22 protein-coding genes are annotated in these 23,440 nt (G+C 62.4%); 19 read left to right on the top strand and 3 right to left on the bottom strand.

Going from position 1 to position 23,440, the window contains the following annotated elements:
- Positions 1–8 precede the first annotated feature (8 nt).
- Entirely contained in the window at positions 9–905 is an 897-nt protein-coding gene (locus tag ACQKI2_RS01980; RefSeq protein ID WP_427378059.1) for a DUF4349 domain-containing protein, read from the bottom strand.
- Positions 906–1,007: 102 nt separating this feature from the next.
- A complete protein-coding gene (locus ACQKI2_RS01975; RefSeq protein ID WP_427378058.1) occupies positions 1,008–2,555 on the bottom strand; it encodes an acyl-CoA carboxylase subunit beta in 1,548 nt (515 codons plus the stop codon).
- A gap of 108 nt (positions 2,556–2,663) precedes the next feature.
- Here ACQKI2_RS01975 and ACQKI2_RS01970 point away from each other — a divergent pair, with 108 nt between their 5' ends.
- The 4 genes from ACQKI2_RS01970 (at position 2,664) to ACQKI2_RS01955 (ending at position 6,571) form a co-directional block, all read left to right on the top strand.
- A complete protein-coding gene (locus ACQKI2_RS01970; protein ID WP_427378057.1) occupies positions 2,664–2,969 on the top strand; it encodes an SCP2 sterol-binding domain-containing protein in 306 nt (101 codons plus the stop codon).
- 89 nt (positions 2,970–3,058) lie between these two features.
- Positions 3,059–4,012 carry an alpha/beta fold hydrolase gene (locus ACQKI2_RS01965; protein ID WP_427378056.1) on the top strand — a complete coding sequence of 318 codons (954 nt, stop codon included), beginning with the start codon at positions 3,059–3,061 and terminating at the stop codon, positions 4,010–4,012.
- 40 nt (positions 4,013–4,052) lie between these two features.
- Positions 4,053–5,513: an AMP-binding protein gene (locus ACQKI2_RS01960; RefSeq protein ID WP_427378055.1), complete on the top strand. Its 1,461-nt coding sequence runs from the start codon at positions 4,053–4,055 to the stop codon at positions 5,511–5,513.
- Positions 5,514–5,566: 53 nt separating this feature from the next.
- A complete protein-coding gene (locus ACQKI2_RS01955; protein WP_427378054.1) occupies positions 5,567–6,571 on the top strand; it encodes a zinc-dependent alcohol dehydrogenase family protein in 1,005 nt (334 codons plus the stop codon).
- 34 nt (positions 6,572–6,605) lie between these two features.
- On the opposite strand, the gene ACQKI2_RS01950 is transcribed toward ACQKI2_RS01955, so the two are convergent.
- A complete protein-coding gene (locus ACQKI2_RS01950; protein WP_427378053.1) occupies positions 6,606–8,129 on the bottom strand; it encodes an alanine/glycine:cation symporter family protein in 1,524 nt (507 codons plus the stop codon).
- A 148-nt stretch (positions 8,130–8,277) separates the two neighbouring features.
- On the opposite strand from ACQKI2_RS01950, the gene miaB reads away from it, so the two are divergent.
- From miaB to truB, 15 genes are all read left to right on the top strand, one after another.
- Positions 8,278–9,654: a tRNA (N6-isopentenyl adenosine(37)-C2)-methylthiotransferase MiaB gene (gene miaB / locus ACQKI2_RS01945; protein WP_427378052.1), complete on the top strand. Its 1,377-nt coding sequence runs from the start codon at positions 8,278–8,280 to the stop codon at positions 9,652–9,654.
- A complete protein-coding gene (locus tag ACQKI2_RS01940) occupies positions 9,651–10,637 on the top strand; it encodes a PhoH family protein (RefSeq protein ID WP_427378051.1) in 987 nt (328 codons plus the stop codon). The genes miaB and ACQKI2_RS01940 overlap by 4 nt, the downstream gene beginning before the upstream one ends.
- A gap of 7 nt (positions 10,638–10,644) precedes the next feature.
- A complete protein-coding gene (gene ybeY, locus ACQKI2_RS01935) occupies positions 10,645–11,097 on the top strand; it encodes an rRNA maturation RNase YbeY (protein ID WP_114106748.1) in 453 nt (150 codons plus the stop codon).
- Between the two features lie 6 nt (positions 11,098–11,103).
- The gene (locus tag ACQKI2_RS01930; RefSeq protein WP_427378050.1) at positions 11,104–11,961 is read left to right on the top strand and encodes a CBS domain-containing protein; all 858 of its coding nucleotides are present in this window, start codon (positions 11,104–11,106) and stop codon (positions 11,959–11,961) included.
- 6 nt (positions 11,962–11,967) lie between these two features.
- Positions 11,968–13,611, top strand: a complete 1,644-nt coding sequence (lnt, locus tag ACQKI2_RS01925) for an apolipoprotein N-acyltransferase (protein WP_427378049.1) — start codon at positions 11,968–11,970, stop codon at positions 13,609–13,611.
- A gap of 44 nt (positions 13,612–13,655) precedes the next feature.
- Entirely contained in the window at positions 13,656–14,090 is a 435-nt protein-coding gene (locus ACQKI2_RS01920; protein ID WP_427378048.1) for a helix-turn-helix domain-containing protein, read from the top strand.
- On the top strand, positions 14,083–14,784 hold the full coding sequence (trmB, locus tag ACQKI2_RS01915) for a tRNA (guanosine(46)-N7)-methyltransferase TrmB (protein ID WP_427378047.1): 702 nt from the start codon (positions 14,083–14,085) through the stop codon (positions 14,782–14,784). The genes ACQKI2_RS01920 and trmB overlap by 8 nt, the downstream gene beginning before the upstream one ends.
- Before the next feature lie 186 nt (positions 14,785–14,970).
- The gene (locus ACQKI2_RS01910; RefSeq protein ID WP_035597751.1) at positions 14,971–15,180 is read left to right on the top strand and encodes a cold-shock protein; all 210 of its coding nucleotides are present in this window, start codon (positions 14,971–14,973) and stop codon (positions 15,178–15,180) included.
- A 210-nt stretch (positions 15,181–15,390) separates the two neighbouring features.
- On the top strand, positions 15,391–15,987 hold the full coding sequence (gene rimP / locus ACQKI2_RS01905; RefSeq protein WP_035597754.1) for a ribosome maturation factor RimP: 597 nt from the start codon (positions 15,391–15,393) through the stop codon (positions 15,985–15,987).
- A complete protein-coding gene (nusA, locus tag ACQKI2_RS01900; protein WP_427378046.1) occupies positions 15,984–17,756 on the top strand; it encodes a transcription termination factor NusA in 1,773 nt (590 codons plus the stop codon). Before rimP ends, nusA begins: the two co-directional genes overlap by 4 nt.
- Entirely contained in the window at positions 17,731–18,417 is a 687-nt protein-coding gene (locus ACQKI2_RS01895) for an RNA-binding protein (RefSeq protein WP_427378045.1), read from the top strand. The genes nusA and ACQKI2_RS01895 overlap by 26 nt, the downstream gene beginning before the upstream one ends.
- Before the next feature lie 55 nt (positions 18,418–18,472).
- The gene (gene infB / locus ACQKI2_RS01890) at positions 18,473–21,043 is read left to right on the top strand and encodes a translation initiation factor IF-2 (RefSeq protein WP_427378044.1); all 2,571 of its coding nucleotides are present in this window, start codon (positions 18,473–18,475) and stop codon (positions 21,041–21,043) included.
- A gap of 9 nt (positions 21,044–21,052) precedes the next feature.
- Entirely contained in the window at positions 21,053–21,460 is a 408-nt protein-coding gene (gene rbfA, locus ACQKI2_RS01885; RefSeq protein WP_427378043.1) for a 30S ribosome-binding factor RbfA, read from the top strand.
- Between the two features lie 97 nt (positions 21,461–21,557).
- Complete coding sequence (locus ACQKI2_RS01880) at positions 21,558–22,175, top strand: hypothetical protein (protein ID WP_427378042.1); 618 nt, start codon at positions 21,558–21,560, stop codon at positions 22,173–22,175.
- Positions 22,176–22,305: 130 nt separating this feature from the next.
- Positions 22,306–23,247, top strand: coding sequence for a tRNA pseudouridine(55) synthase TruB (truB, locus tag ACQKI2_RS01875; RefSeq protein ID WP_427378041.1), 942 nt, complete (start codon positions 22,306–22,308; stop codon positions 23,245–23,247).
- The last annotated feature ends 193 nt before the right edge of the window (positions 23,248–23,440 follow it).

The following is a 23,440-nucleotide window of genomic DNA, read 5'->3' as shown; positions in this document are numbered from 1 at the left end:
GAGACGGATCAGGCAACCGGTTTCTTCTTGCGGATGCGCGGCCAGATGAGCCGCAACCAGATCCAGAGCAGTGCGCCCAGCAGGAGCAGCCAGGGCAGGCCGACGGCGAAGGCTGTGACCACGGCGGCAACAGCGCTGGCGAAGTTGTAGAAGAAGCTGCCGAAAGCTTCGCCCAGCGGCTGAAGCGCGCCTTGGGAGACAGGATTGATCTTGGTCTCATAGCTGACGGAAAGCTGGCTCATGTCTACCCGCTGGCGTAGGGCGGCGAGTGTGGATTTGAGCGAGTCGATCTCGCCATTGACCCGGGCGAGTTCCCGTTCGGTTTCCAGCAGATCCCCCAATTCACCCGGCCGGTCAGCCAGAAGTTTCTGGAGCCGCTCCTGAAGGGTCTGCTGAGCCTTAAGACGCGCGCCGGTATCTATGATCGAGACGGTCAGGTCGTCGGCGGTTGTCTGGCGATTGGTAATCTCGCCTTTGGCGGCGGTCGCCTCGGCCTCCACGCCGGAAAGGAATGTGCCGATCCAGGCGGGCGTCGCCCGAAGGTTCAGCGAAGCCGAAGCTGAATCTTCCGAATAGGCGTTGAGCCAGGAATTGGTCACGATACAGACGGAAGGCCCGGCCGCGTTGCAGGCGGCAATGTGGCCTTGCATGGTCGGTTCAATGGCTTTCACCGGCAGGCGCATCCCGACGGTGTGAGCATACGCGATATACTGTTCGGCAACCGGCGCAGGCTCTCCGGCTGCGCTGCCGGCGGACGTGTCGAAGCCGGGCTCTGCCGCCTTCATCATCATCATTTCGGAAGTTGGCGGCGCGGCGGTGGGGGAGGGATAGCTTTCCATCCCACCGCGTCCACATGCGGCGACAATCAGAAGCGGCAAAGCCGCAGCGGCAGATTTCCAAAGCATGAGTGATGTCCCTCCCCGATCATCGGGCGTCAGGAGGCATCATCTCCCCGAAAATGGCAAGAGCATGCCCGAAGCAGGGTGGAATCGGGAAGGGCGGCAGGTTCAGGGGCGGAAACCGGTCCGGGTCTCGCCGGCTTCCAGGACGCGCTGGGCATGCTGCATGAAGTCAACCAGCAGGGGGCGGGTCTCGCGCGGATCGATGATTTCCTCCGCAAAGAAACTTTCCGCTGTCCGGAAGGGTGACCGGATGGCGTCGAACTTCCTGTATAGCTGGGCCTTCAGGGCTTCGGGATCCTCAGCTTCTGACAGTTCCTTACGGAAGGCAGCTTCAATGCCGCCCGCCATAGGCAGGGAGCCCCAATCGCCGCTTGGCCAGCAATAACGCCATTTGGTTTTGGACTGGTTCATCATGGCAGACCCGGCCAGGCCGTAGGCTTTGCGGATGACGACGGAGCAGACCGGCACGCTGGCCTGGTAAACGGCTGTCATCGCGCGTACGCCGGCGCGGGTGACGCCGGCGGTCTCCGCCTTCACGCCGACGGCAAAGCCGGGGCAGTCCACAAAGTGAATGACAGGGAGGTGGAAGGTGGAGCAGAGGTCCATGTGACGGGTGACCTTGTCACACACATCTGCCGTCCAGGCGCCGTCAAGGAAGAAGGGATCGCCCGCCATGATGCCAACGGCGTGTCCGTCAATCCGGGCAAGGCCGGTCACGATGCCCCGGCCCCAATAGGAGCCGATCTCGAAAAAGCTGCCCTTATCGACCACCGCCTCGATGATGCGGCGCGGCTTATAGGGTGTGCGGCCATCTTCCGGGACGATGGAAAGAAGGCTTTCCTCTTTTCGCCTGGGGTCGTCTGCCGGCTGAATACGTTCAGGCAGGTGATGCACCGAAGGCGGGAGATAGGACAGGAATTTCCGGGCCGCGAGGAAAGCATCGGCTTCGGTATCGACGACATTATCGACCGTGCCGTTCTGCCCTTGTATCTTCCAGCCCCCGAGTTCCTCCTTGGTGACATTTTCTCCCAGCGCGATCGCCACGGGCGGGCCGGCCACGAAAACCTGGCTGAGTTCCTTTACCATGACGCTGAAATGGCTGGCGGCCACCCGGCCTGCGCCCATGCCCGCGCACGGGCCGAGGGCCAGAGAAACGAAAGGCACCTGGGTCAGACCGTGGACGATCTCGTTCCAGCCCGGCGTTTCGGGAATGTAGGTGCGGGGATCTTTCTCCAGCATCTTGACCGAACCGCCCCCGCCGGTGCCATCGATCATCTGGACAAGCGGCATCCGGTATTCGGCGGCCATCTTGATCGCCTGAACCATTTTCTGCCAGATGGAGGCGTCCGCCGCGCCGCCCCGCACGGTGAAGTCATCGGCCAGAATAACCGCTGAACGGCCATCCAGCCGCGCCCGCCCCATGACCGAATTGGACGGCATGAAGCCCGCCAGTTCTTCATCCGCGCCGTAACTCGCCTTGCCGGCGATCTTGCCGATTTCATGGAAACTGCCCGGATCAGCCAGGAAGGCGACCCGTTCCCGAACCGTGAGTTTGCCGCGTCCGCGCTGGCGCGAAACCGGCTCCTCTCCCCCCATCTCCTCGGCCAGGCGTTCCCGGCGGCGGAGCTCTTCAATCGCTTTTTGCCAACTCATGGACGTCAGTTGATCGATGTGCCGCAAGGCGCGTCAAGGGATTCTTCTTGCCGCGTCCCGCCCGGTTTGCTTTATCCGCTACAGGTATCAATCCAAGGAGGACGCCTGATGGATCTCGCCCAACTTACTGAGCGCGCAGCAGCAGCCGTTGCTGGCGGCAGCGATTTCAAGAAAAAAGTTAAATTCGACTTCGGCAGCGCCGGCAAGCTGTTCATCGACGGCGCCGCAGGCGTGGCAGACAATTCCGACAGCGCAGCCGACGCTACCATCTCGGTCAACTGGGATGACTTCACCAAGCTCGCCGCCGGCGCGCTGGACCCGACCATGGCCTTCATGCAGGGTAAACTGAAAGTTGCCGGTGACATGTCCGTCGCCATGCAGCTCCAGTCCCTGATGAAAAAGCTCGCTGGCTGAGCCATCTGATCGAGATCGCTTGACGCATTGGGCCGCCCCGGGGAGACCTGCGGGCGGCTCATTTTATATGGCTCCTGGAGACCCCTCGCATGGTGACATCCTCAAGCGATAGAAGCCGCCGGTTTGTCGAAGTACCGGGGAACCCGGCGCCCCAGGGCGCGGAGATCGTCTGGTTTGAAGGGTCAGAAGGCAGGCGGCTGAGGGCGTGCATTGCCCCGGCACTTGCGCCGACCAGGGCGCGCGGCACGGTTATCGTCTGTCCGGGGCGGACCGAGTTCATCGAGAAATATTTCGAGGTGGGCCGAGAGCTGCAGCAGATGGGATTTGCGCTCGTCATTCTGGACTGGCCAGGGCAGGGCCTGTCTGACCGCCTGCTGCCGGACAGCAAGAAGGGTCATATTGACCGTTTCGAAACTTTCATGACCGCGCTGGCAAAGGGCCTTGAGGCGCTCGAAAGCCGGCTTCCCCGGCCTTACGTGTCGCTCGCCCATTCGATGGGCGGGGCGATTGCGCTGGCCGCGATTGCCAAGGGCCTGGTGAAGGTGGAGGCCGCTGCCTTCTGCGCGCCCATGTGGGGATTGAAGTCGCCTTTCCTTGGGATGCGCTATCTTGTCTGGGCCATGCGGGCGACCGGCCGGTCTGGCGACTATGCCATGCAGCCCGGCCCGCCCGAGCGGTTTGAGACGAACATCGTGACCCATGACAAGCGCCGCTGGGATCTGCAACGGGCGTTGATTGATGCCCATCCAGACCTCGAGCTTGGCCCGATTACCTGGGGATGGCTTGGCGCGTCGCTCGACATTTTCTCGACCTTCTCCAAGCCCAAGACGCTGGCGACGGTGACGGTGCCTGTGTTCGTTGCCTCGGCGGGGGACGAAAAGCTGATCGATAATGCCGCTCATGCGCGCATCGCGGCGCGGCTCAAGGACTGCGAACACATTACCGTGGAGGGCGCCATGCATGAGATCCTGATGGAAACGGATGATCGCAGGGCGGAGTTCTGGGCCGGATTTCAGAGACTATTGAAGCGCGCGGGCATCTGAGCTGGCGCCTGTAAGAAAAAGATAATGGGAGGAAACATTCATGGCGATCATTTCACTGTCGCGCATCCTTGCACACTGGGCCGCCCAGCAGCCGGACAGGATAATTCTCAGCCATGAGGGCAGAGAGGTCAGCTGGTCCGAATTTGAGGCGCGCACCAACCGTCTCGCCCGCGCCTATCAGAAGCTTGGCGTAAAGCAGAATGATTTCATCACGATTTCCCTGCCGAACGGGATCGAGTTCTTCGAGGCCTGTTTTGCCACATGGAAAGCGGGCGCGACACCTCAGCCGATTTCCGCCCGCCTTCCGAAACTGGAGCGCGATCAGATCGTCGAGATTGGCGCGCCAAGCCTTGTGGTTGGTGTTCCTGATGGGGAATATCCGCAGGCGGCGTGTGTTCCGCAGGGCTATCAGCCCGATGCAGACTTGTCAGACGCGCCGCTGCCGGAAATGACCGCAGCCAGCTTCAAGGCGATGACATCCGGCGGCTCGACCGGGCGCCCCAAGCTGATCGTTTCCAAGCAGCCCGCCGCATCTGATCCAGACGTACCCCTGCTGGAGATCCCCCAGCAGGGCAGCATGCTGATCCCCGGCCCGCTCTATCATAACGGCCCGTTTCTCTGGGCCATGACGGCCCTGTTCAAGGGGTGCACGATTGTCGTCACCACGCGGTTTGATGCCGAAGAAACCCTGAGGCTGATCGAGACGCACAAGATCGATGTGGTTTACACCGTGCCGACCATGATGCGCCGCATCTGGGCCCTGCCCGAGGATGTGCGGTCGGGCTATGATCTTTCCAGTCTGAAAGCCCTCTGGCATCTGGCGGCCCCGTGCCCGGCCTGGCTGAAGGAGTGCTTCATCGAATGGCTCGGCGCGGAGGTGATCTGGGAACTCTATGGCGGCACGGAAGGGCAGGGGTCGACAACCATTCAGGGTACGGAATGGCTGAAGCATAAGGGCTCTGTCGGCAAGCCTGTGGAAACCTGTGAGATGAAGATCGTCGGCGAGGACGGCCAGACCTTGCCGCCGCGCGAGGTGGGCGAAGTATTCATTCGCCCGCTTGCGGGGGCCGGCACCACCTATCGCTATATCGGGGCAGACGCCAAAGCGATTGATGGCGGCTGGGAAAGCCTTGGGGATCTCGGCTGGATGGATGAGGACGGCTACCTTTACCTCTCCGACCGGCTGTCTGATATGGTGATCGTTGGCGGCGCCAATATCTATCCGGCAGAGGTGGAAGCCGCGATCGAGGCTTATCCCGGAGTCAGATCGTCCGCCGTCATCGGACTGCCGGATGAGGATATGGGCGCGCGGCTCCATGCCGTGATCGACCGGCCGGATGGGCCCGTGGATGAGGCCGCGATGCTTGCGCATCTCGCCGAGCGCCTGGTCCGTTACAAGATCCCGAAAAGCTTTGAATACACCGCCGAAGCGGTGCGGGATGATGCCGGCAAGGTCCGCCGCAAGGCTTTACGCGAGGCAAGGCTCGCCGCTTCCTCTTGACTTCCCCAAGGGCGCTATAGGTCCCGTCCTGTCACATCCAGGGAGGACAAGACATGAAAGTAGCAGCCGTAAAGAAGCCCGGCGGGCTCCAGAATCTCGTGATCGAGACGCGGGACGACCCGAAGCCGAAGGCCGGAGAAGTTCTGGTCCGTGTACGCGCAAGCTCACTTAACTATCACGACTTTGCCGTCGTGCTGGGCGGCATCCCGACGCCGGATGGCCGCATTCCGATGTCGGATGGTGCCTGTGAAGTCGTCGCGGTCGGTGAGGGCGTCACCAAATGGAAGGTGGGTGACAAGGTCATTTCGCTTTTCTTCCCCGGCTGGCAGTCAGGCCAGATCGAAGCGGCGGGATTTGCCAGCGTTCCTGGCGACGGCGCTGACGGCTTTGGCGCCGAACTCGTCGCCGCACCTGAGACCGCGTTCACGCGCATGCCGGCTGGCTGGAGCTTTGAAGAGGCAGCAACGCTTCCCTGCGCGGCGCTGACCGCCTGGCGCGGCATGTTCGTGGAGACCAGGACAAAGCCAGGTGACTGGGTGCTGGTTCAGGGTACGGGCGGGGTTTCCATCTTCGCGCTGCAATTTGCCAAGATGGCCGGTGCCCGCGTAATTGCGACGTCCTCGTCCAACGAGAAGATGGAGCGCCTGAAAACGCTCGGCGCTGATCATGTGATCAATTACAAGGAAACCCCGGAATGGGGCCGCAAGGCCTTTGAACTCACCGGCGGGCGCGGCGTTGACGAAGTGGTGGAGATTGGCGGGCCGGGCACTATGGCCCAGTCCATCAATGCGTGCCGCCCTGGCGGGCATATCTCGCTGATCGGTGTGCTCACCGGCGTGTCCGGTGAAGTGCCAACCGCTGCTCTGTTCTCGCGCAACATCACGGTGTCGGGCATCACGGTCGGTTCACGCCGCCATCAGGAAGACATGTTGGATGCCATCGAAGCCTCGAGCATGCGTCCGGTTATCGACAGCAAGTTCCCGCTGGATCAGATCGCCGCCGCCTTTGCCCATCAGGCAAGCCAGAAGCATTTCGGCAAGATCGTCCTGGCGATCTGACCCTCAGCGAAAACGTGACGCGCAGAACGCCCGCCTATTCGGCGGGCGTTTCTTTTATGCGCTGGTCCTCGATGAGGCTGTCACCGTCTGCGGTATCGGGATCCCCATTTGCCTTGTGGATACCATACACCACACCCGACAGCAGCAGGATGGCAAGCAGGTTGGGCAGGGCCATGGAGGCGTTGGCAATATCGCCAAACAACCAGACGATGTTCACCTCGGCCATCGCGCCGATGAAGATGATGATCACCCAGATATAGCGGAAAGGCTTCGTTGCCCATTCGCCGACAAGGAAGGTCACCGCCTGTTCGGCATAGTAGGACCATCCGATAATCGTGGTGAAAGCAAAGAGGGCAAGACACAGGGTCACGAGCCAGCCGCCGACCGGTCCGGGAACCGCGTCAGTGAAGGCCTGATTGGTCAGCGTCGCCGGGTTGTGGCCCTCTGCCATCCACATATGGGTCGTGGTCTCGCCCGCCCATTCCTTGAACTGGGCCGCCGTGGCCCAGCTGCCCTCGGCCGTCAGGATGACGAGCGCGGTCATGGTGCAGAGGACCATCGTATCAATGAAAACGCCGATCATGGCGATCTCGCCCTGCTTGGCGGGGTTTTTCATCTGCGAGGCGGCGTGCGCGATGGGGGCAGAGCCCTGGCCGGCTTCGTTCGAGAACAGGCCGCGGGCCACACCGAAGCGAACCGCGGAGAGAACGGCGTAGCCTGCGAGGCCGCCGGCAGCCTGGTTCAGGCCAAAGGCGGAAGAGAAGATCATCCCGAAGGCACCGGGAATGTATTGCAGGTTTAGGAGCAGGATGACGATACAGGCGACAATGTACAGGACAGCCATCGCCGGCACGAGGCTGCCCGCCACACGGCCGATGGATTTGATGCCGCCAACGATCACGGCGAAGACCAGGCCCGCTAGAATGAGGCCCAGCACCCAGAGCGGAATGCCGATACCTCCATCCGAAAATGCCGAATGAATGTTCGCCGTCAGGCTGTTGGCCTGGATCATGCCGCCGGTGGCCGTGGCGGAGAATAATGTCCCGACGCAGAAAATCGCGGCCAGCCAGGTCCAGTTCTTTCCCAGGCCTTTCTTGATGTAATACATCGGGCCGCCATTGATGCGGCCGTATTCATCAATCTCGCGGTATTTGATCGCCAGCGAGCTTTCGGCGAAGGCGAGCGCCATGCCGAAGATCGCCGTCACCCACATCCAGAAGATTGCCCCGGGGCCGCCCAGTGTCAGGGCGGTGGCCACGCCAACGATGTTACCCGTACCCACCTGGCCGGAAAGGGCGGTGGACAATGCCTGAAAGGGCGTGATGGCTGCAGGATCGCCATTGCCCTTGCGGCCTTTCCAGACCTCCACGAGGGCCGGAATAAACCGGAGCAGGGGCCGGCCACCAAGGCGAAGCATAAAGTACAGGCCAGTCCCGAGCAGAATCACGGCGATAGGGCCGACAGGCAGAACCTGTACCCCGCCCCATTCTCCGCCCCAGATAAAGCCGCTGACATTGTGTACGCCAGTCTCTAGGCTGGCATAGAAATTTTCGAACATGAACAGAGGGCCTCCCCGGCGCCAAAGGTGTCAATTTGGGGGCACACTAGCCCGCTTCTCCCACCTGTGAAGCCTAAAGCTGCTGTAGGGCTCCCTGCGTGGAGGAAGGTTCTTTCAGCTTGCCCGCTTTTGAGGCATAAGCCGCCAGATGACCGGCACCCCCGAAGAGAAGAGCCTGAAGGGCCTGTTTATCAGGACCTATGGCTGCCAGATGAATGTGTATGATTCCGAGCGCATCCGGGATGTGCTGCGGCCCCTGGGCTATGCGCCTGTGGAAGCCCCGGAAGCGGCCGATCTCGTGGTCGTGAACACCTGCCATATCCGCGAGAAGGCGACCGAAAAGGTCTATTCCGAACTTGGCCAGCTCAAGCGCATGAAGGAAGCCTCCGGTGGGCGCATGACGATTGCCGTGGCCGGATGCGTAGCCCAGGCCGAAGGCGAGGAACTTATCCGCCGACAGCCGGCCGTGGACCTGGTGCTTGGCCCGCAGGCCTATCACAAGCTGCCGGAAATGATCGCCCGCGCCAGCCGCGCCATAGGCGACCGCCTGGAAACCGAATTCGACACCATCGAGAAGTTCGATGCCCTGCCCAAGACCCGTGAGGCCGATGGGCCAACGGCGTTCGTCTCGGTGCAGGAAGGATGTGACAAGTTCTGCACCTTCTGTGTGGTGCCCTATACGCGCGGCGCTGAAATCTCCCGCCGCGTGGACGATATCGTCTTCGAAACCCGCAGCCTTGCCTCGCAGGGGGTGCGCGAGATCACCCTGCTTGGCCAGAACGTGAATGCGTTCCATGGCCCGGCGCCGGTGATCGAGGGCGGGGATGACTGGACGCTTGGCCAGCTTTGCCGGCATCTGTCCAAAATTGGTGGCATTGAGCGCATCCGCTACACCACCAGCCATCCCCGTGACATGGATGATGATCTGATCGCTGCTCATGGCGATACACCGGCGCTGATGCCCTTCCTGCATCTGCCGGTTCAGTCAGGCTCTGACCGTATCCTGAAGGCCATGAACCGTGGTCACACAGCCGATCATTACCGGGACATCATCGCCCGCGTGCGCAAGGCGCGGCCTGATATCGCCATCGCGTCTGACTTCATTGTTGGCTTTCCGGGGGAAAGCGACGCGGATTTCGAGGCGACGATGCAACTCGTCCGGGATATCGGCTATGCCATTGCCTATTCCTTCAAATACTCCTCTCGCCCCGGCACGCCGGCGGCCGAGATGCATGGGCATCTCTCCGAAGCGGTAAAGGACGAGCGGCTTCAGGCCCTGCAGGCCCTGCTGCGGGAGCAGCAGACCGACTTCAACACGTCGCAGATCGGCAAATCGCTGCCGGTTCTGGTAACCGGTAAAGGCCGCAACCCGGGGCAGATGCATGGCCGCTCGCCTTATCTGCAAGCGGTGCATTTTGAGGGGCCGGAAAGCCTTAATGGGAAGATTGTGGATGTGAAAATCGTCGGCGCCAGCCTCAATTCGCTCACCGGTGAACTGATGCGTGTGCCAGAGGCGGCCCTGTGACCGGGAAACGCCGATCCTCTTCCGACCCCGAAGCGAAAGCCGTCAGCCGCCTGTATGAGGTGCGCGAGACCGAACGTCTGCGCGATCTCTGTGGGCCGCATCACCGGCATCTGACTCTTCTGGAAACCCGGCTGAAGGCGTATGGGCTGCAGGCGGAAAGCCAGGGCGGCGGCATCCGGCTGAGCGGCACGGATGAAGGCGTTTCCATCGCTGAAGCCGCGCTCGCGGATTTTGAGCGCCGCTTGCGCGGCGGCGGCGAGCCGAGCGAAATGGAGCTGGACGGCGCCCTGCAGGCGGCCCAGTCACCCACGCAATCCTTCTCTGCCCTGCGCGGCCTGAAGAAGTCTGTTACCGCGATGACCCGCGGCCAGGCGAAGTATCTGGATGTGCTCGCCAATCCGGATAATGCGCTGGTTTTCGGTGTCGGCCCTGCCGGTACGGGCAAGACATACCTTGCCGTGGCCACCGGCGTTGCCGAACTCAATGCTGGCCTCCGCCAGCGCCTGATTGTCACGCGGCCGGCCGTTGAAGCAGGCGAAAAGCTCGGCTTTCTGCCCGGCACGCTGGAAGAAAAGGTCGACCCCTACATGCTGCCCATCTGGGACAGCCTGCGCGAACTGATGGGGCAGGAGCAGATGGACCGCCGGATGGCGCGCGGGGAAATCGAAGTGGCTCCGATTGCCTTCATGCGCGGCCGCACCCTGAAAAATGCATTCGTGATCGTCGATGAAGCGCAGAATACGACCGCTGCCCAGATGAAGATGGTGCTGACCCGTCTGGGCCGTGACAGCCGCATGGTCATTACCGGTGATCCCGATCAGGTGGACCTTCCGGGAAATCAGGAATCCGGCCTCAAACAGGCTTTGCGGATTCTGGAGCGGGTTGAGGGCATCTCGGTTCAACGGCTGACGGCTGCCGATGTGGTCCGCCACGGGCTGGTCAGCAGGATCATCGATGCCTATGCCGCCGCAGGGCAGGGCTGAGGCCGCGATGATCAGTTTCGACCTTATTGTCGAGGATGACAGTTGGAGCGCGCTGGGAGATCTCGACGCGCTTTGCCGTAAAGCTTTTGACGCTGCCCGCGCGGTTGCCCCTGTGGACGAGGGCAATCTGGCGCTTCTGCTTACCGGGGATGACACCCTTCATCAGCTCAACCGCGAGTTTCGGGGGAAGGACAAGCCCACCGATGTGCTTTCCTTCCCTTCGCTGCCAATGGACCGGCCTTTCCTCGGTGACATCGCTGTCGCCCTGGGCGTTTCGGCAAATGACGCCGAAATTCAGGGGAAGAAGCTGGCAGACCACCTTGTTCATCTGCTGATCCATGGATACCTGCACCTCCTCGGATTCGATCACGAGACGGATGAAGAAGCCTCAGAAATGGAAGCGTTGGAAATAAAGGCGCTTGCAACCCTCGGCATAGCTAATCCATACCAGACTGACTGACCGGAAATGAGTGATTCAGACCCCTCCGACGCGGCCCCTTCTGGCCGATTGCGTAGCTTCTTCGGATTCCGGAAGAAGGCGGCAGAACCTGTGAATGCCGGCAGGGAGGCTGAGCCCGCCGATGCGCCACAGGTCATGCGGTTACGGCTTGCCGAGTTTGAAGAGTTGCGCGTGGACGACGTGATGGTGCCCCGCGCCGATATCAAGGCCGTGGAGGCGGGCATCGATTTTCAGGAACTTCTGGAGGTCTTCGCAGACGTTACGCATTCACGCCTCCCGGTCTTCCGGGAAACGCTGGATGATCCGATCGGCTTTGTTCACATCAAGGATCTTGTGACCGAGCTGGCCAAAGGCGGAACGCCGCCCCGCCGCCCGCTGGAGCGAATGCATCGGGAAGTGCTCTACGTTCCCCCCTCGATGAAGCTGACCGATCTTCTGGTGAAGATGCAGGCGACCCGCATTCATCTGGCGTTGGTTGTGGACGAGTATGGCGGCACCGACGGTTTGCTGACACTGGAAGACCTCGTTGAAGTCATCGTGGGTGACATCGAAGACGAACACGATGATGAAGAGGCGATGTTCGTATGCCGCAGCCCTCGTTTGTGGGAGGCTGATGCACGTATGGAGATCGAGGATTTCCAGGAAGAGTCCGGGGTGGACCTCAGCCTGGATGATCTGGATGCGGACATCGATACGCTGGGCGGGGTTGCCTTTGCCCTTGCCGGGAAGGTTCCGGCCCGGGGCGAAGTTCTGCGTCATCCGGGCGGAACCGAGATTGAAATCGTTGATGCCGACTCGCGGCGCGTTCGCCGCCTGCGTCTGCGTCTGCCAGAGCCCCCGCCGCAGCCTGCTGCCGAGGAGTAGAGTTAAATGAGCAAAGCTGTGCGCAGCCATGGATTCACTGCGCTTGGGCCTTTGCATGAGGCCTTCGCGCGCCTTTCCGGCCTGCCGGCTCTGGCTGCTGCGTTTGCGCTTGGCGCGCTGTCTGCGGTCGCCTTCGCGCCCTTTCATTTCAGCGCCGTGCTGGTCATTTCCTTCACGGGCATCGTCTGGATGATTGACGGGGCGCGCGCCCAGGCCCGTTGGGGCAGGGCGGTGTTCCTGCGCGGATGGGCCTTCGGAACGGGCTTCTTCCTGATCAGCCTTCACTGGACGGCCATGCCCTTTCTGGTCGATCCGGCGCGGACGATCTGGTTTATCTGGATGCCGCTCATTCTGCTGCCGGCGGGTATGGCCATCATCTGGGGCGTCTTCACCGCCATGGCGGGCGCATTCTGGTCGGCCTCGCCCTCGCGCGTTTTCATCTTCTCCCTCTTCTTCGCCCTTGCGGAGTTCACCAGGGGTCATCTCTTCGGCGGCTTCCCCTGGAATCTTCCGGGTACGACCTGGATTCCGGGCGGCGCTCTTTCCCAGGCAGCTTCCCTGGGCGGCGTTTACTGGCTGACATTGATGACGGTGTTCATCATGGCTTCGCCGGCCGCGCTGGTCGATACGCGCGACGCGCGCGGCATTCCGGTTCGGGTTGCGCCCGCGCTGGTCTCTGTCGTGGCGCTCGCGCTCGGCTGGGCCTGGGGGGCAAACCGCACCGAAGAGACCTCTCCGCTCACCGATCAGGCGGTTGTGGTCATGGACGCGGGCGTTCCGCAGGACAAATGGGACACGCTGGGGCCTGATCCGGTTCTTTATGAATACCTGCGTATGCTGACCTATCCTGACAGCCGTCCGGGAGACATTGTGGTCTGGCCCGAAGCGGCGGTGCCGGCCTATCTGCTGCAGGACGCCAACGCGCTGGACGCGATCGCGGCCTATATCGGCCAGCGCAAGCTGATCGCGGGCACGACGCGCTATGAGCTGACGACCACTGATAGCCGGACATATTATAACAGCCTCGCGGTGATGGATGAGACCGTCAACCAGACCGGCCCATTGGCGCTTTATGACAAGCACCGCCTTGTCCCGTTCGGTGAACTCGCTGCCATCAATTTCATTCCCTATGGGCCCCAGCTCAGTGACATGCTGCCGCCAACCGTCCAACGGCTTGCCGCAGATGGCTTCCGGCCGGGGGCAGGGGCCACCGCGATCGATACGGGCGGCCTGCCGGCCTTCGTCGCGCTGATCTGTTATGAAGGGTTGTTCCCGGAAATCTCGCGCGGCGTGAACCTGACCGACCGGGCGCAGTGGATGGTCCTGATCTCCAATGATGCCTGGTTCGGACGCGGGATGGGGCCAGCGCAGCACTACGCCCAGAACCGCTACCGCTCGATCGAAACGGGCCTGCCGCTGGTTCGGGCGGCCAATCGGGGCACGTCTGGCATTGTTGATGGCTATGGCCGCGAGATCATGCGCACCATTCCGGCTGAAACGGCACCGGAGGGTTGGTCTACCTCCTACGGCCGGGCGCGGCTGCCCGTGGCCGCCGAAGTGACCCTGTTCCAGAGCCGGATTGGCGCGGCACTGTTCTGGATTTCGCTCTGCTTATTCGCACTACTGGCCTTCGCGACCTGGAGACGGTAAGGGCATCTCTTTGCGGAAATGCGCGGCGCGCCCAGGGTCAGGTCATGTCAGAAAGCAAATTGCCGAGTGATATTGACCGCATCGTCGGAGAAAACATCTACCGCCAGCGCCGCAGGTTGAAGCTCACGCAGGAACGGCTTGGCGAATTGCTGGGTCTGACCTTTCAGCAGGTGCAGAAGTACGAAAAGGGTGTGAACCGGGTTTCGGCCGGCCGCCTGTATGAGATTGCGAGCGTGCTGGAAGTTCCCGTCGGCTTCTTCTTTGAGGGTGCCGGCGCCTCCTCCTTCAGGGAAGCGCCGGGGTTGGCCGAGGACGCCGAGGAGCCCCGCATCGCGGTTTTGTCTGATGAGGTGCTTCAACTGATCGACGCTTTCCAGAAGATCGACGACGCCTCCTTGCGCCGCTCCCTGCTGGCCACCATTCAGGCGGCCGCCTCGGCCTTTGAAACCCGCGCAATGCAGCAGGAGCAATATGAGTAGCCGCGCAGACGACAGCCAGTTCCGGGACCGGCCGCTGCGCAGCTTTGGCCGCACGGGAGGGCGCCCGCTTTCACCCCGTCAGAAGGCGCTGATGGCTGAGGCGTTGGATGCCTGGCGTATCCCCGAGGGCGAAGACCCCATTGAACTCGCTGAGCTTTTTCCCGGGATGAAGGCCATTTGGCTGGAAATCGGCTTTGGCGGCGCCGAGCATATGATTGCTCAGGCGGGCCGCAATCCGGACACCGGGATCGCCGGCTGCGAGCCCTTCCTCGAAGGGGTGGCCAAGGCCCTTGCCGGGATTGAGGATACGGGCGCTGGCAATATCCGCCTCTGGCCCGACGACGCCCGGCCGCTGATCGCGCGCCTGCCGGATCAGAGCCTTGACCGGACCTTCATCCTTTTTCCGGACCCATGGCCCAAGCGCCGCCAGCATAAACGCAGGCTTGTGCAGCCCGCATTCCTCGACGCGCTCTACCCGAAACTGAAGCCCGGCGGCCATCTCCGCTTTGCCACGGATGTGAAAAGCTATGCCGATGAAGCGCTGCTCACCTTCCTTGCCGATGGCCGGTTTGAATGGCTGGCGCAGGCCGCCGATGACTGGCGCGTTTCCCCGGCCGACCATGTGACGACCCGCTACGAATCCAAGCAGCTGGGGGATTGCCGGCCGGTCTGGTTCAACTTCCGGATTCGCTGATCTGACGGTGGTTCTTGACGAAAACCCCCGTACATGCGCAAATCTAGGCTATCGAAACCGGTCGGTCTGAATATCAAGACCCCGTCAGACCGACGGCAATGACTTTCCCTCCTCCGAGTTTCGACAGGCACCGCAAGGCGTAATTCCGCGTCTGCGCGGCCGACGGAACGGCAAAGGAAAGCCATTATGGCAACCGGCAAAGTAAAATGGTTCAACGATCAGAAGGGCTTCGGCTTTATTAAGCCGGATGATGGCGGCTCGGACGTTTTCGTCCACATTTCGGCTGTCGAGCGCTCGGGCCTCAAAACCCTCGCTGAGAACCAGTCGATCTCCTACGAACTTTACAAAGACGAGCGCCGCGGCAAGACCTCGGCTGTGGACCTGAAAGTCCTCTAAGTCTTTATATTTCCGGCTCTCCAGGACCAGATCGCGGCGGCTTCCGGAAGGGGGCCGCCGATTTCGTTTGCGCTCTATTCTTGCCCAAGCACGCCCCCCCTCGACATCCCGATCAATTGAGACTATCTAGCGCCCAAGTCGAAATATATCGGCGGCGGGTCCGGAAACGGGTCCGCCGCTTTTCGTTAGCCCGGAGCCTGCCCCCTACTCATGATCGTTCTGACCGAACAGGAACGCCGTCTTCTTTCGCTGGTCCAGCCTGTGGCTGAGGGCATCGGGATGGAAATCGTGCGCCTGCGCGTCCAGGGAGGGCGCCGCCCGCACCTGCAGATCATGGCCGAACGGGCAGGGGGCGCGCCCACCGATGTAGAAGATTGCGCGCGCCTTTCGCGGGCGCTTTCGCCCACGCTGGACGCCGCAGACCCGATTTCCGAGGCCTATACGCTGGAAGTATCAACACCGGGCATCGACCGGCCACTGACCCGCCCCGGCGATTTTGCCCGCTGGATCGGCCATGCCGTGAAGATTGAACTGGCGCGCCCGATTGATGGCCGCCGCCGCTTCACCGGCGTCATCACCGGGGAAGATCAGGACGGCGCCCATATCGAGCTTGACGATGAGACCGAACTCGTTGCGGGCATTCACGAAATGAGCCGGGCGAGCCTCGTGCTCACGGACGAACTGATTGAAGCCGCGCGCGCTGCCGGGAACCTGCCGCCGCAGCCGGAAGACGATGAAGAATCCCTCGCCGATTTCGAGATCGACGAGTCCGAAGACGAAGATGAAGAGACAGGAGATGTCCAATGAGCGCCATCGGCGTTTCAGCCAACCGGCTTGAAATCCTGCAGATCGCCAAGGCGGTTGCCGAGGAGAAGTCGATTGACCAGCGTATCGTCATCGAGGCGATGCAGGAGGCAATCGAAAAGGCCGCCAAGGCCAAGTACGGCCAGGAGCATGACATCCGGGCCCGGATCGATGCGGCGACCGGCGAACAGACGCTGTGGCGCGTGCAGACGGTTGTGGCCGATGAAGAGTTCGAAGACGAAGCCAAGCAGCTGCGCCTTTCTGAAGCCAAGCGCATCGACCCCTCCCTGGAAGCGGGCAGCGAACTGAAGGAAGAGCTGCCGCCGTTCGATTTCGGCCGCGTGGCGGCCCAGACTGCCAAGCAGGTGATCACGCAGAAAGTGCGCGATGCCGAGCGTGAGCGTCAGTATAATGAATACAAGGACCGTGTCGGCGAGATCGTCTCCGGCATCGTCAAGCGCGTCGAGTATGGCCATGTGATCGTCGATCTCGGCCGCGCCGAAGGCATCATCCGCCGCAATGACGGTATCCCGCGCGAAAACTTCCAGCCGAACGACCGCGTCCGGGCTTACCTCTACAAGGTGAGCCGCGAAGTGAAGGGTCCGCAGATCTTCCTGTCGCGCGCAGCGCCGGACTTCATGCGCAAGCTGTTCGCCCAGGAAGTGCCGGAAGTCTATGAGGGCGTGATCCAGATCAAGGCCTGTGCCCGCGATCCGGGCAGCCGCGCCAAGATCGGGGTGATCTCCAATGACAGCTCGATCGATCCGGTTGGCGCCTGCGTCGGTATGCGCGGCGCGCGGGTCCAGGCCGTTGTCGGCGAGCTTTCGGGCGAGAAGATCGACATTATCCCGTGGAGCTTCGACGCGGCCACGTTCATCGTGAACGCGCTGCAGCCGGCAGAAGTCTCGAAGGTTGTGCTTGATGAAGACGAGCGCCGGGTTGAGGTTGTCGTGGCCGACGACCAGTTCCCGCTCGCCATCGGCCGCCGCGGCCAGAACGTGCGTCTGGCCTCCCAGCTCACCGGCTGGCAGATCGACCTGATCACCGAGTCGGCAGATTCCGAGCGCTTCCAGAAAGAATTCCAGGAGCGTACCGAACTCTTCATGAAAGCTCTGGATGCGGACGAAACCCTCGCCCAGCTGCTCGCTTCGGAAGGCTTCGAATCGGTCGAAGAGATCGCCTATGTCGCCCCGGATGATTTCATCACGATCGAGGGCTTCGATACCGATGTGGCCGAAGAGCTGCAGGAGCGTGCGCGCGAATACCTTGAGCGCGTCGCCGCCGAAAACGATGCCAAGCGCCGGGAACTCGGCGTGACGGACGACGTGATGGCGCTGGAAGGCATGACGCCCTCCTTTGCCGTGAAGCTCGGCAAGGAAGGCGTCAAGACGGTTGAGGATGTGGCCGGGCTTGTTCCCGATGACATCACCGGCTATCGCGAGCCGGGTCCGGACGGGAAACCCGTCTGGGTCGAAGGCATCCTCAAGAAGGGCGAAATGCGCAAGGACGACGCCAATCTGTTCGTCATGAAGGCGCGCGTTGCGGCTGGCTGGATCGAGCCGGAAGCCATCGAGGAGATGCTGGCGCAGCAACAATCGACCGAAGCGGCCCCTGAGCTGACCGAAGAGGAGCGTGCGCTCCTCGCGCTCGGTGAGCTGGGCAATTCGAGCGATGATGATGAAGAGGAAGAGGCCCTTGCCGAGGAACTCGGCATTGATCTCTCCGAGCTTGAATCGGAGGGCGGCGATGACGAAGCCGCATCCCGAGAGTGATCCGCGCCTGATCGCAGACAATTCGGAAGATGGTCCGGGCGAGGAGGATGCCTCCTCGCCCGAGCGCCAGTGCGCGGTTACTCGCGAGCGGCTGCCGAAGGCGGCCATGCTGCGCTTTGTGCTCTCGCCTGATGGTGTTGTGACGCCGGACATTCAGGAGCGCCTGCCGGGCAGGGGCGTCTGGGTGAAGGCTGACCGGGGCACGGTTGAACTTGCCGCCAAGAAGGGAGCTTTCGCGCGCGGATTCAAATCTCAGGTCACTGTGCCTGAGGGGCTCGCTGATCTGGTCGGGCGCCTGCTGCTCAAACGCTGTGTCGATACGCTGGGCCTTGCGCGCAAGGCGGGGCAGGCCATATGCGGATATGATCAGGTGCGCGATGCGTTGCGGGATGGATACCCGGCCTTCCTGCTTGAAGCGGCCGATGGTGCGGAAGATGGCCGCTCGAAGGTATATTTTCTTGCAAAAGCCCTATATAGCGACGTGAAAGTCGCCGGAGCGCTCAGCGCGGCGGAATTGGGCATGGCATTTGGACGCGACCGTGTGATACACGGGCTCGTCCGTAGGGGGCCCATCGCGGAGTCCTGGGAGATCGCCTATCGGCGCCTCACCGGATTTCGTGAGGCACCAGAGCTGACCTGGTTCCAGGAAACGGGCCGATAACGGAAACTGCCGGAACACAGAGGTGTTTCGGTGTAATGTGTGATATGTAGGACGAATGAGCGATACGAACGATCAAGGCAATTCCGGTGGGCGCAAGCCGTTGACTGTGGTGCGGAAGACCTCCGGCACGGTCAAGCAGAGCTTCAGCCATGGGCGCTCCAAACAGGTGGTCGTCGAGACCAAGAAGCGCCGCCCGGTGTCTGCCGGGGGCGGGCAGGGTGGCGGCGACGCTGGCCCGGCCACGCCGTCTGCTGCCGACGCAATGGAAGCAAAGCTGGTCGCGCTCGCTGCCAAGCTCGGCATCACGGTTGCCGAACTCAAAGCCCGGCAGAAGGTGCTCGAGCAGCGCAAGGCCGAAGAGGCCGCGCGCGCAAAGGATAATGAGCGCGAGAAGGCCGCCCAGGATCGCCTGCGCAACGAACAGGAACGCAAGCAGCAAGAAGCGCGGGAACGCGAAGAGGCCGAGGCGCGCCGCCGGGCTGAGGAAGAGGCTGCCAAGATCGCTGCCGAGACGGCGGCCCGTGAGCAGCGCGTGGAACGCCCGACAAAGGCAGCCCGTCCTGCGCCGGCCGTTCAGGCGCCTCCGGCCGCCGGAGCAGAAGAAGCCGATGCCGGCCGTCCCAAGCGGGGCGGCGGAAGCCCCAGCAAGCCGGCGCGTGATGATCGCGCCGAGCGTGCCCGGGAAGTGGCCACCAAGGCATCGCGCGATGCCGGTGAACGCCGCCGTGGCAAGCTGACCATCGCTTCGGCCCTGGGGGACGACGCAGACCGTCAACGGTCTCTCGCTTCGGTCCGCCGGGCCCGCGAGCGTGAGCGTGAGCGCCGTATTGGCGGCGCCGATCACCGCGACAAGGTTTCGATCGAAGTCACGCTGCCGGAAACGATCACCCTTCAGGATCTCGCCCAGCGTATGAACGAGCGCGTCGCTGACGTCGTGAAATTCATGTTCAAGCAAGGCGAAATGCTGCGCGGTAACGACATCATCGACGCTGATATGGCAGAGCTGATCGCTGGCGAATTCGGCCACACCGTGAAGCGCGTCTCTGAGGCCGACGTTGAAATCGGCCTTGAGGGCGCGGACGACCGTGAGGACGATCTGCAGCCGCGCGCGCCGATCGTCACCATCATGGGTCACGTCGATCACGGCAAGACCTCGCTGCTGGACGCGCTCCGCAAGACGGACGTGGCCGGCGGAGAGGCTGGCGGCATCACTCAGCATATCGGTGCCTATCAGGTTCAGCTGAAATCCGGCGAGCGGATCACATTCCTGGATACCCCTGGCCACGCTGCCTTCACGGCGATGCGTGCCCGCGGCGCCAACGCCACCGATATCGCCGTTCTGGTGGTTGCGGCGGACGATTCCATCAAGCCGCAGACGATTGAATCCATCAGCCATGCCAAGGCAGCCGGTGTGCCCATCGTTGTGGCGATCACCAAGTCTGACCTGCATGACGCCAATCCGGACAAGGTCATCACCGACCTTCTGCAGCATGACATCCAGGTTGAGGCCATGGGCGGTACGACCCAGGCAGTCAAAGTGTCAGCCAAGACCGGCTTTGGTCTTGATGAACTGACCGATGCGATTTCACTGCAGGCCGAAGTACTCGAACTGAAAGCCAACCCGAACCGTCCGGCGGATGGTGTCGTCATCGAGAGTAAGCTCGACAAGGGCCGCGGCCCGGTCGCGACGGTTCTGGTGAAACGCGGTACGCTCAAGCGCGGCGACATCGTTGTGGCGGGCGGCAATTGGGGCAAGGTGCGCGCGCTCGTCGATGAACGCGGCCAGCAGCTTGCCGATGCCGGTCCGTCGCTTCCGGTGGAAGTGCTCGGTCTGGACGGGGCCCCGGATCCGGGGGACGCTTTCGTTGTGGTCGAGAACGAGTCCCGTGCCCGTGAGATCACGGAATACCGTGTGCGGACGAAGCGCCAGATTGCCGGCAACGCCTCTGTTGCGGCCCGTGCATCGCTTGATCAGCTGATGAACCGCCTCAAGGATGGTGCCGTTGAGACCAGCGAACTGCCGATCGTTCTCAAGGGCGATGTGCAGGGGTCTGTCGAGGCGATCACCATGTCGCTCGACAAGATCTCGACCGAAGAAGTCCGCGCCAAGGTCATCCATGGCGCTGTCGGCGGTATCTCCGAATCCGATGTTCTGCTCGCCCGTTCGTCGGGCGCGCCGATCTTCGCGTTCAACGTCCGCGCCAACAAACAGGCGCGTGACCTGGCCGAGCGTGAAGGCGTCGAGATCCGCTACTATTCGGTGATCTACGATCTGCTCGACGATGTGAAATCTACCCTGTCGGGCATGCTCGCTCCGGAGAAGCGGGAGACCTTCCTCGGCTATGCCGATATTCTGGAAGTCTTCAACATCACCAAGGTGGGCAAGGTTGCCGGCTGCCGGATTTCCGAAGGCAAGGTCATGCGGGGCTGCGGCGTGCGCCTGCTGCGCGACAACGTCGTTATCCACGAAGGCAAGCTCAAGACGCTCAAGCGCTTCAAGGACGAAGTGTCCGAGGTCAATGCCGGTATGGAATGCGGTATGGCGTTCGAGCGCTATGATGACATCCGCGTCGGCGACAAGATCGAGTGCTTCCAGGTCGAGGAAATCGCAAGGACGCTTGCGTAACACCCCGATATGGCCCGCCGCCCGACACCTCCCGGTCTTCCTTCCCAGCGCCAGTTGCGCGCTGGGGAGATCATCCGTCACGCCCTCGCCGAGATCATCTCGCGCGAGGACTTCCGCGATCCCGATCTGGCCAATGTGATTGTCACGGTCGGCGAGGTCCGCTGTTCGCCCGATCTCAAGCACGCCAATATCTTCGTCACGCCGCTGGGCGACGAGTCCGAGGAGGGGCGCAAGCGTCTTACCGATGCGTTGACGCGCGCGAAGGGGTTCCTGCGTGCGCGGCTGGGGCGCGAGATCGATATGAAGTTCACGCCCGAGCTGCATTTCATTGCGGACGCCTCATATGATGAGGCAACGGCCATCGACAGGCTGCTGGCTGATCCTCGTGTGCGCCGTGACGTGGACAGCCAGGACTGAAGGCAGGCGGCTGCCGTCTTTCTGCCTTTTTGCTTTGTCATTTGACAATAAGGGGGTGGCCCTGCCAGCCCTTCATATTGGGTAATCGGGGCTCAGAATGGACCGACAGACACTCGACATGGAAGGCGCTCGCCAGGGCGAGGTGTCTGCCGCGTCGCTTCAGATGGGCGACGATACCATCGCGATCCGCCGGATTGCCACCATGTCGGTCGAGCGTCACGAGTTTGCCCCCTGGGATACCCCGCGCAATCGCAAGACGCAGAGCGTCTATGCCACCTTGTGTGTGTCTCTCCTTTTCTTCGGCTTGTTGGGTCTGGGTTGGTGGGCGCTGCGCCCGGCGCAGGGCGATGGGGTGATCGGCCTCTTTGCCGGCATCGGCATGCTGTTTCTCGGCGTCCTGCTGGGTATCCGGGCGGCCATGATTGCTGTGATGCTGAAGAAGCGCGAGCCCTACTATCGCCTGCTGATCGGCACCTCGGACGCGCGCCAGATCCCGCTGGTGGATAATAACCGGGATGTTCTGGTGAAGATCCGCGATGTGGTGCGCCACAAGATGGATACGGGCGATACGGCCCTCACCGGCGATTTTGACCTCAACCTTGATGTCGTGAACCTTCGTCTGCCCAAGGGCGCTGCGCTGGGTGCCGCCGCGCCGGCCAAGCCGGAGCCTGCCCAGGAAGACGATGTTTTCGAAGGCCCGCGCCTCACTTTCTGAGCCTTTTTGCCGTGAGCCGCAGCCAGCCCCGTTGACGCGGCGGTGCCAGCGCGCATAAGCCCGCCCGCAACATGAGCCCTTTGCCGGCTGCGCGTTCGAACCGCCAGACTGGCCAGCCCGGAGAATACCAGTGTCCCGCCAACGTAAGCGCAAAGGCGAGCCCATCACGGGCTGGATCAATCTTTTCAAGCCTGTGGACATGACCTCCACCCAGGCGGTGGCCATCATCAAGCGGCTCTACAATGCCGACAAGGTGGGCCATGGCGGCACGCTTGATCCGCTAGCGGACGGTATTCTTCCCATTGCGCTCGGCCAGGCGACGAAGACTGTCCAATGGGCGATGGACGCGCACAAGGAGTATGTCTTCACCATCCGCTGGGGCATCTCTACCGCCAGCCAGGACGCCGAAGCCGATGTGGTGGCCACCTCTGATGTCCGCCCGGACCGGGCCGCCATCGAGGCGGCGCTGAAGCGCTATATCGGGACCATCCAGCAGGTGCCGCCGAAATATTCTGCCATCAAGGTGGCGGGCGAACGCGCCTATGACCTGGCACGGGAAGGGGAGGCGTTCGAGCTGGAAGCGCGCGAGGTGGATGTGCACGCCGCCAGTGTGATCGGTATGCCGGATACGGATCATACCGTGATCCATGTTGTCTCGGGCAAGGGTTTCTATGTCCGCGCGCTGGCGCGGGATCTCGCCAACGATCTCGGCGCCGAGGGCCATATCACCCAGCTGCGGCGCAACCGGGTGGGCACCTTTGGGGCGCAATCGGCCGTCTCCATTGCGGACCTTGAGGCCCTGAAGGAGGACAAGCCCGCTCTGATGGCGAAGCTGCAGCCGCTGCATGCGGTGCTTTCCGGCATGCCGCAGGTGCAGATCAGCCCGCATGACGCCGCCAACATCCGCCAGGGGCGCTCGATTGTCCTCCTGCCGCATGTGGTGGAAGGCTGGCGCGCCGGCCGCAGCGACGAGGACGACCGGGTTGCCCTTGCCCTTGTGGGGGAGGAGGCGATTGCGCTGGGCGAGGTTCGTGCCGGCCAGTTCGAACCGGTGCGCGTGTTCGCCGGATAGTCCGTTATCGGATGTCTCAAACTGTCAGGGGCGGTCCATACGTCTGTATCCGGACTGGCGGCGCCATCCGGGTTTGGGGTGGTTCGGGTGGCTCATAGGTGGAGCCTGCGCGGCGGGCGCCGCGGCGCCCGGATAGAAAAGATGTTTGCGGTGTGGGCACCTCGCCCGCCGCGCACTGCCAACCGGAGTTTCG

Origin of the sequence: Hyphomonas sp. NPDC076881 (assembly GCF_050269995.1) — a bacterium.
Lineage (GTDB): Bacteria > Pseudomonadota > Alphaproteobacteria > Caulobacterales > Hyphomonadaceae > Hyphomonas.
The sequence above is the reverse complement of the archived record's forward strand: the minus strand, read 5'-3'. Positions and strand labels throughout refer to the sequence as shown.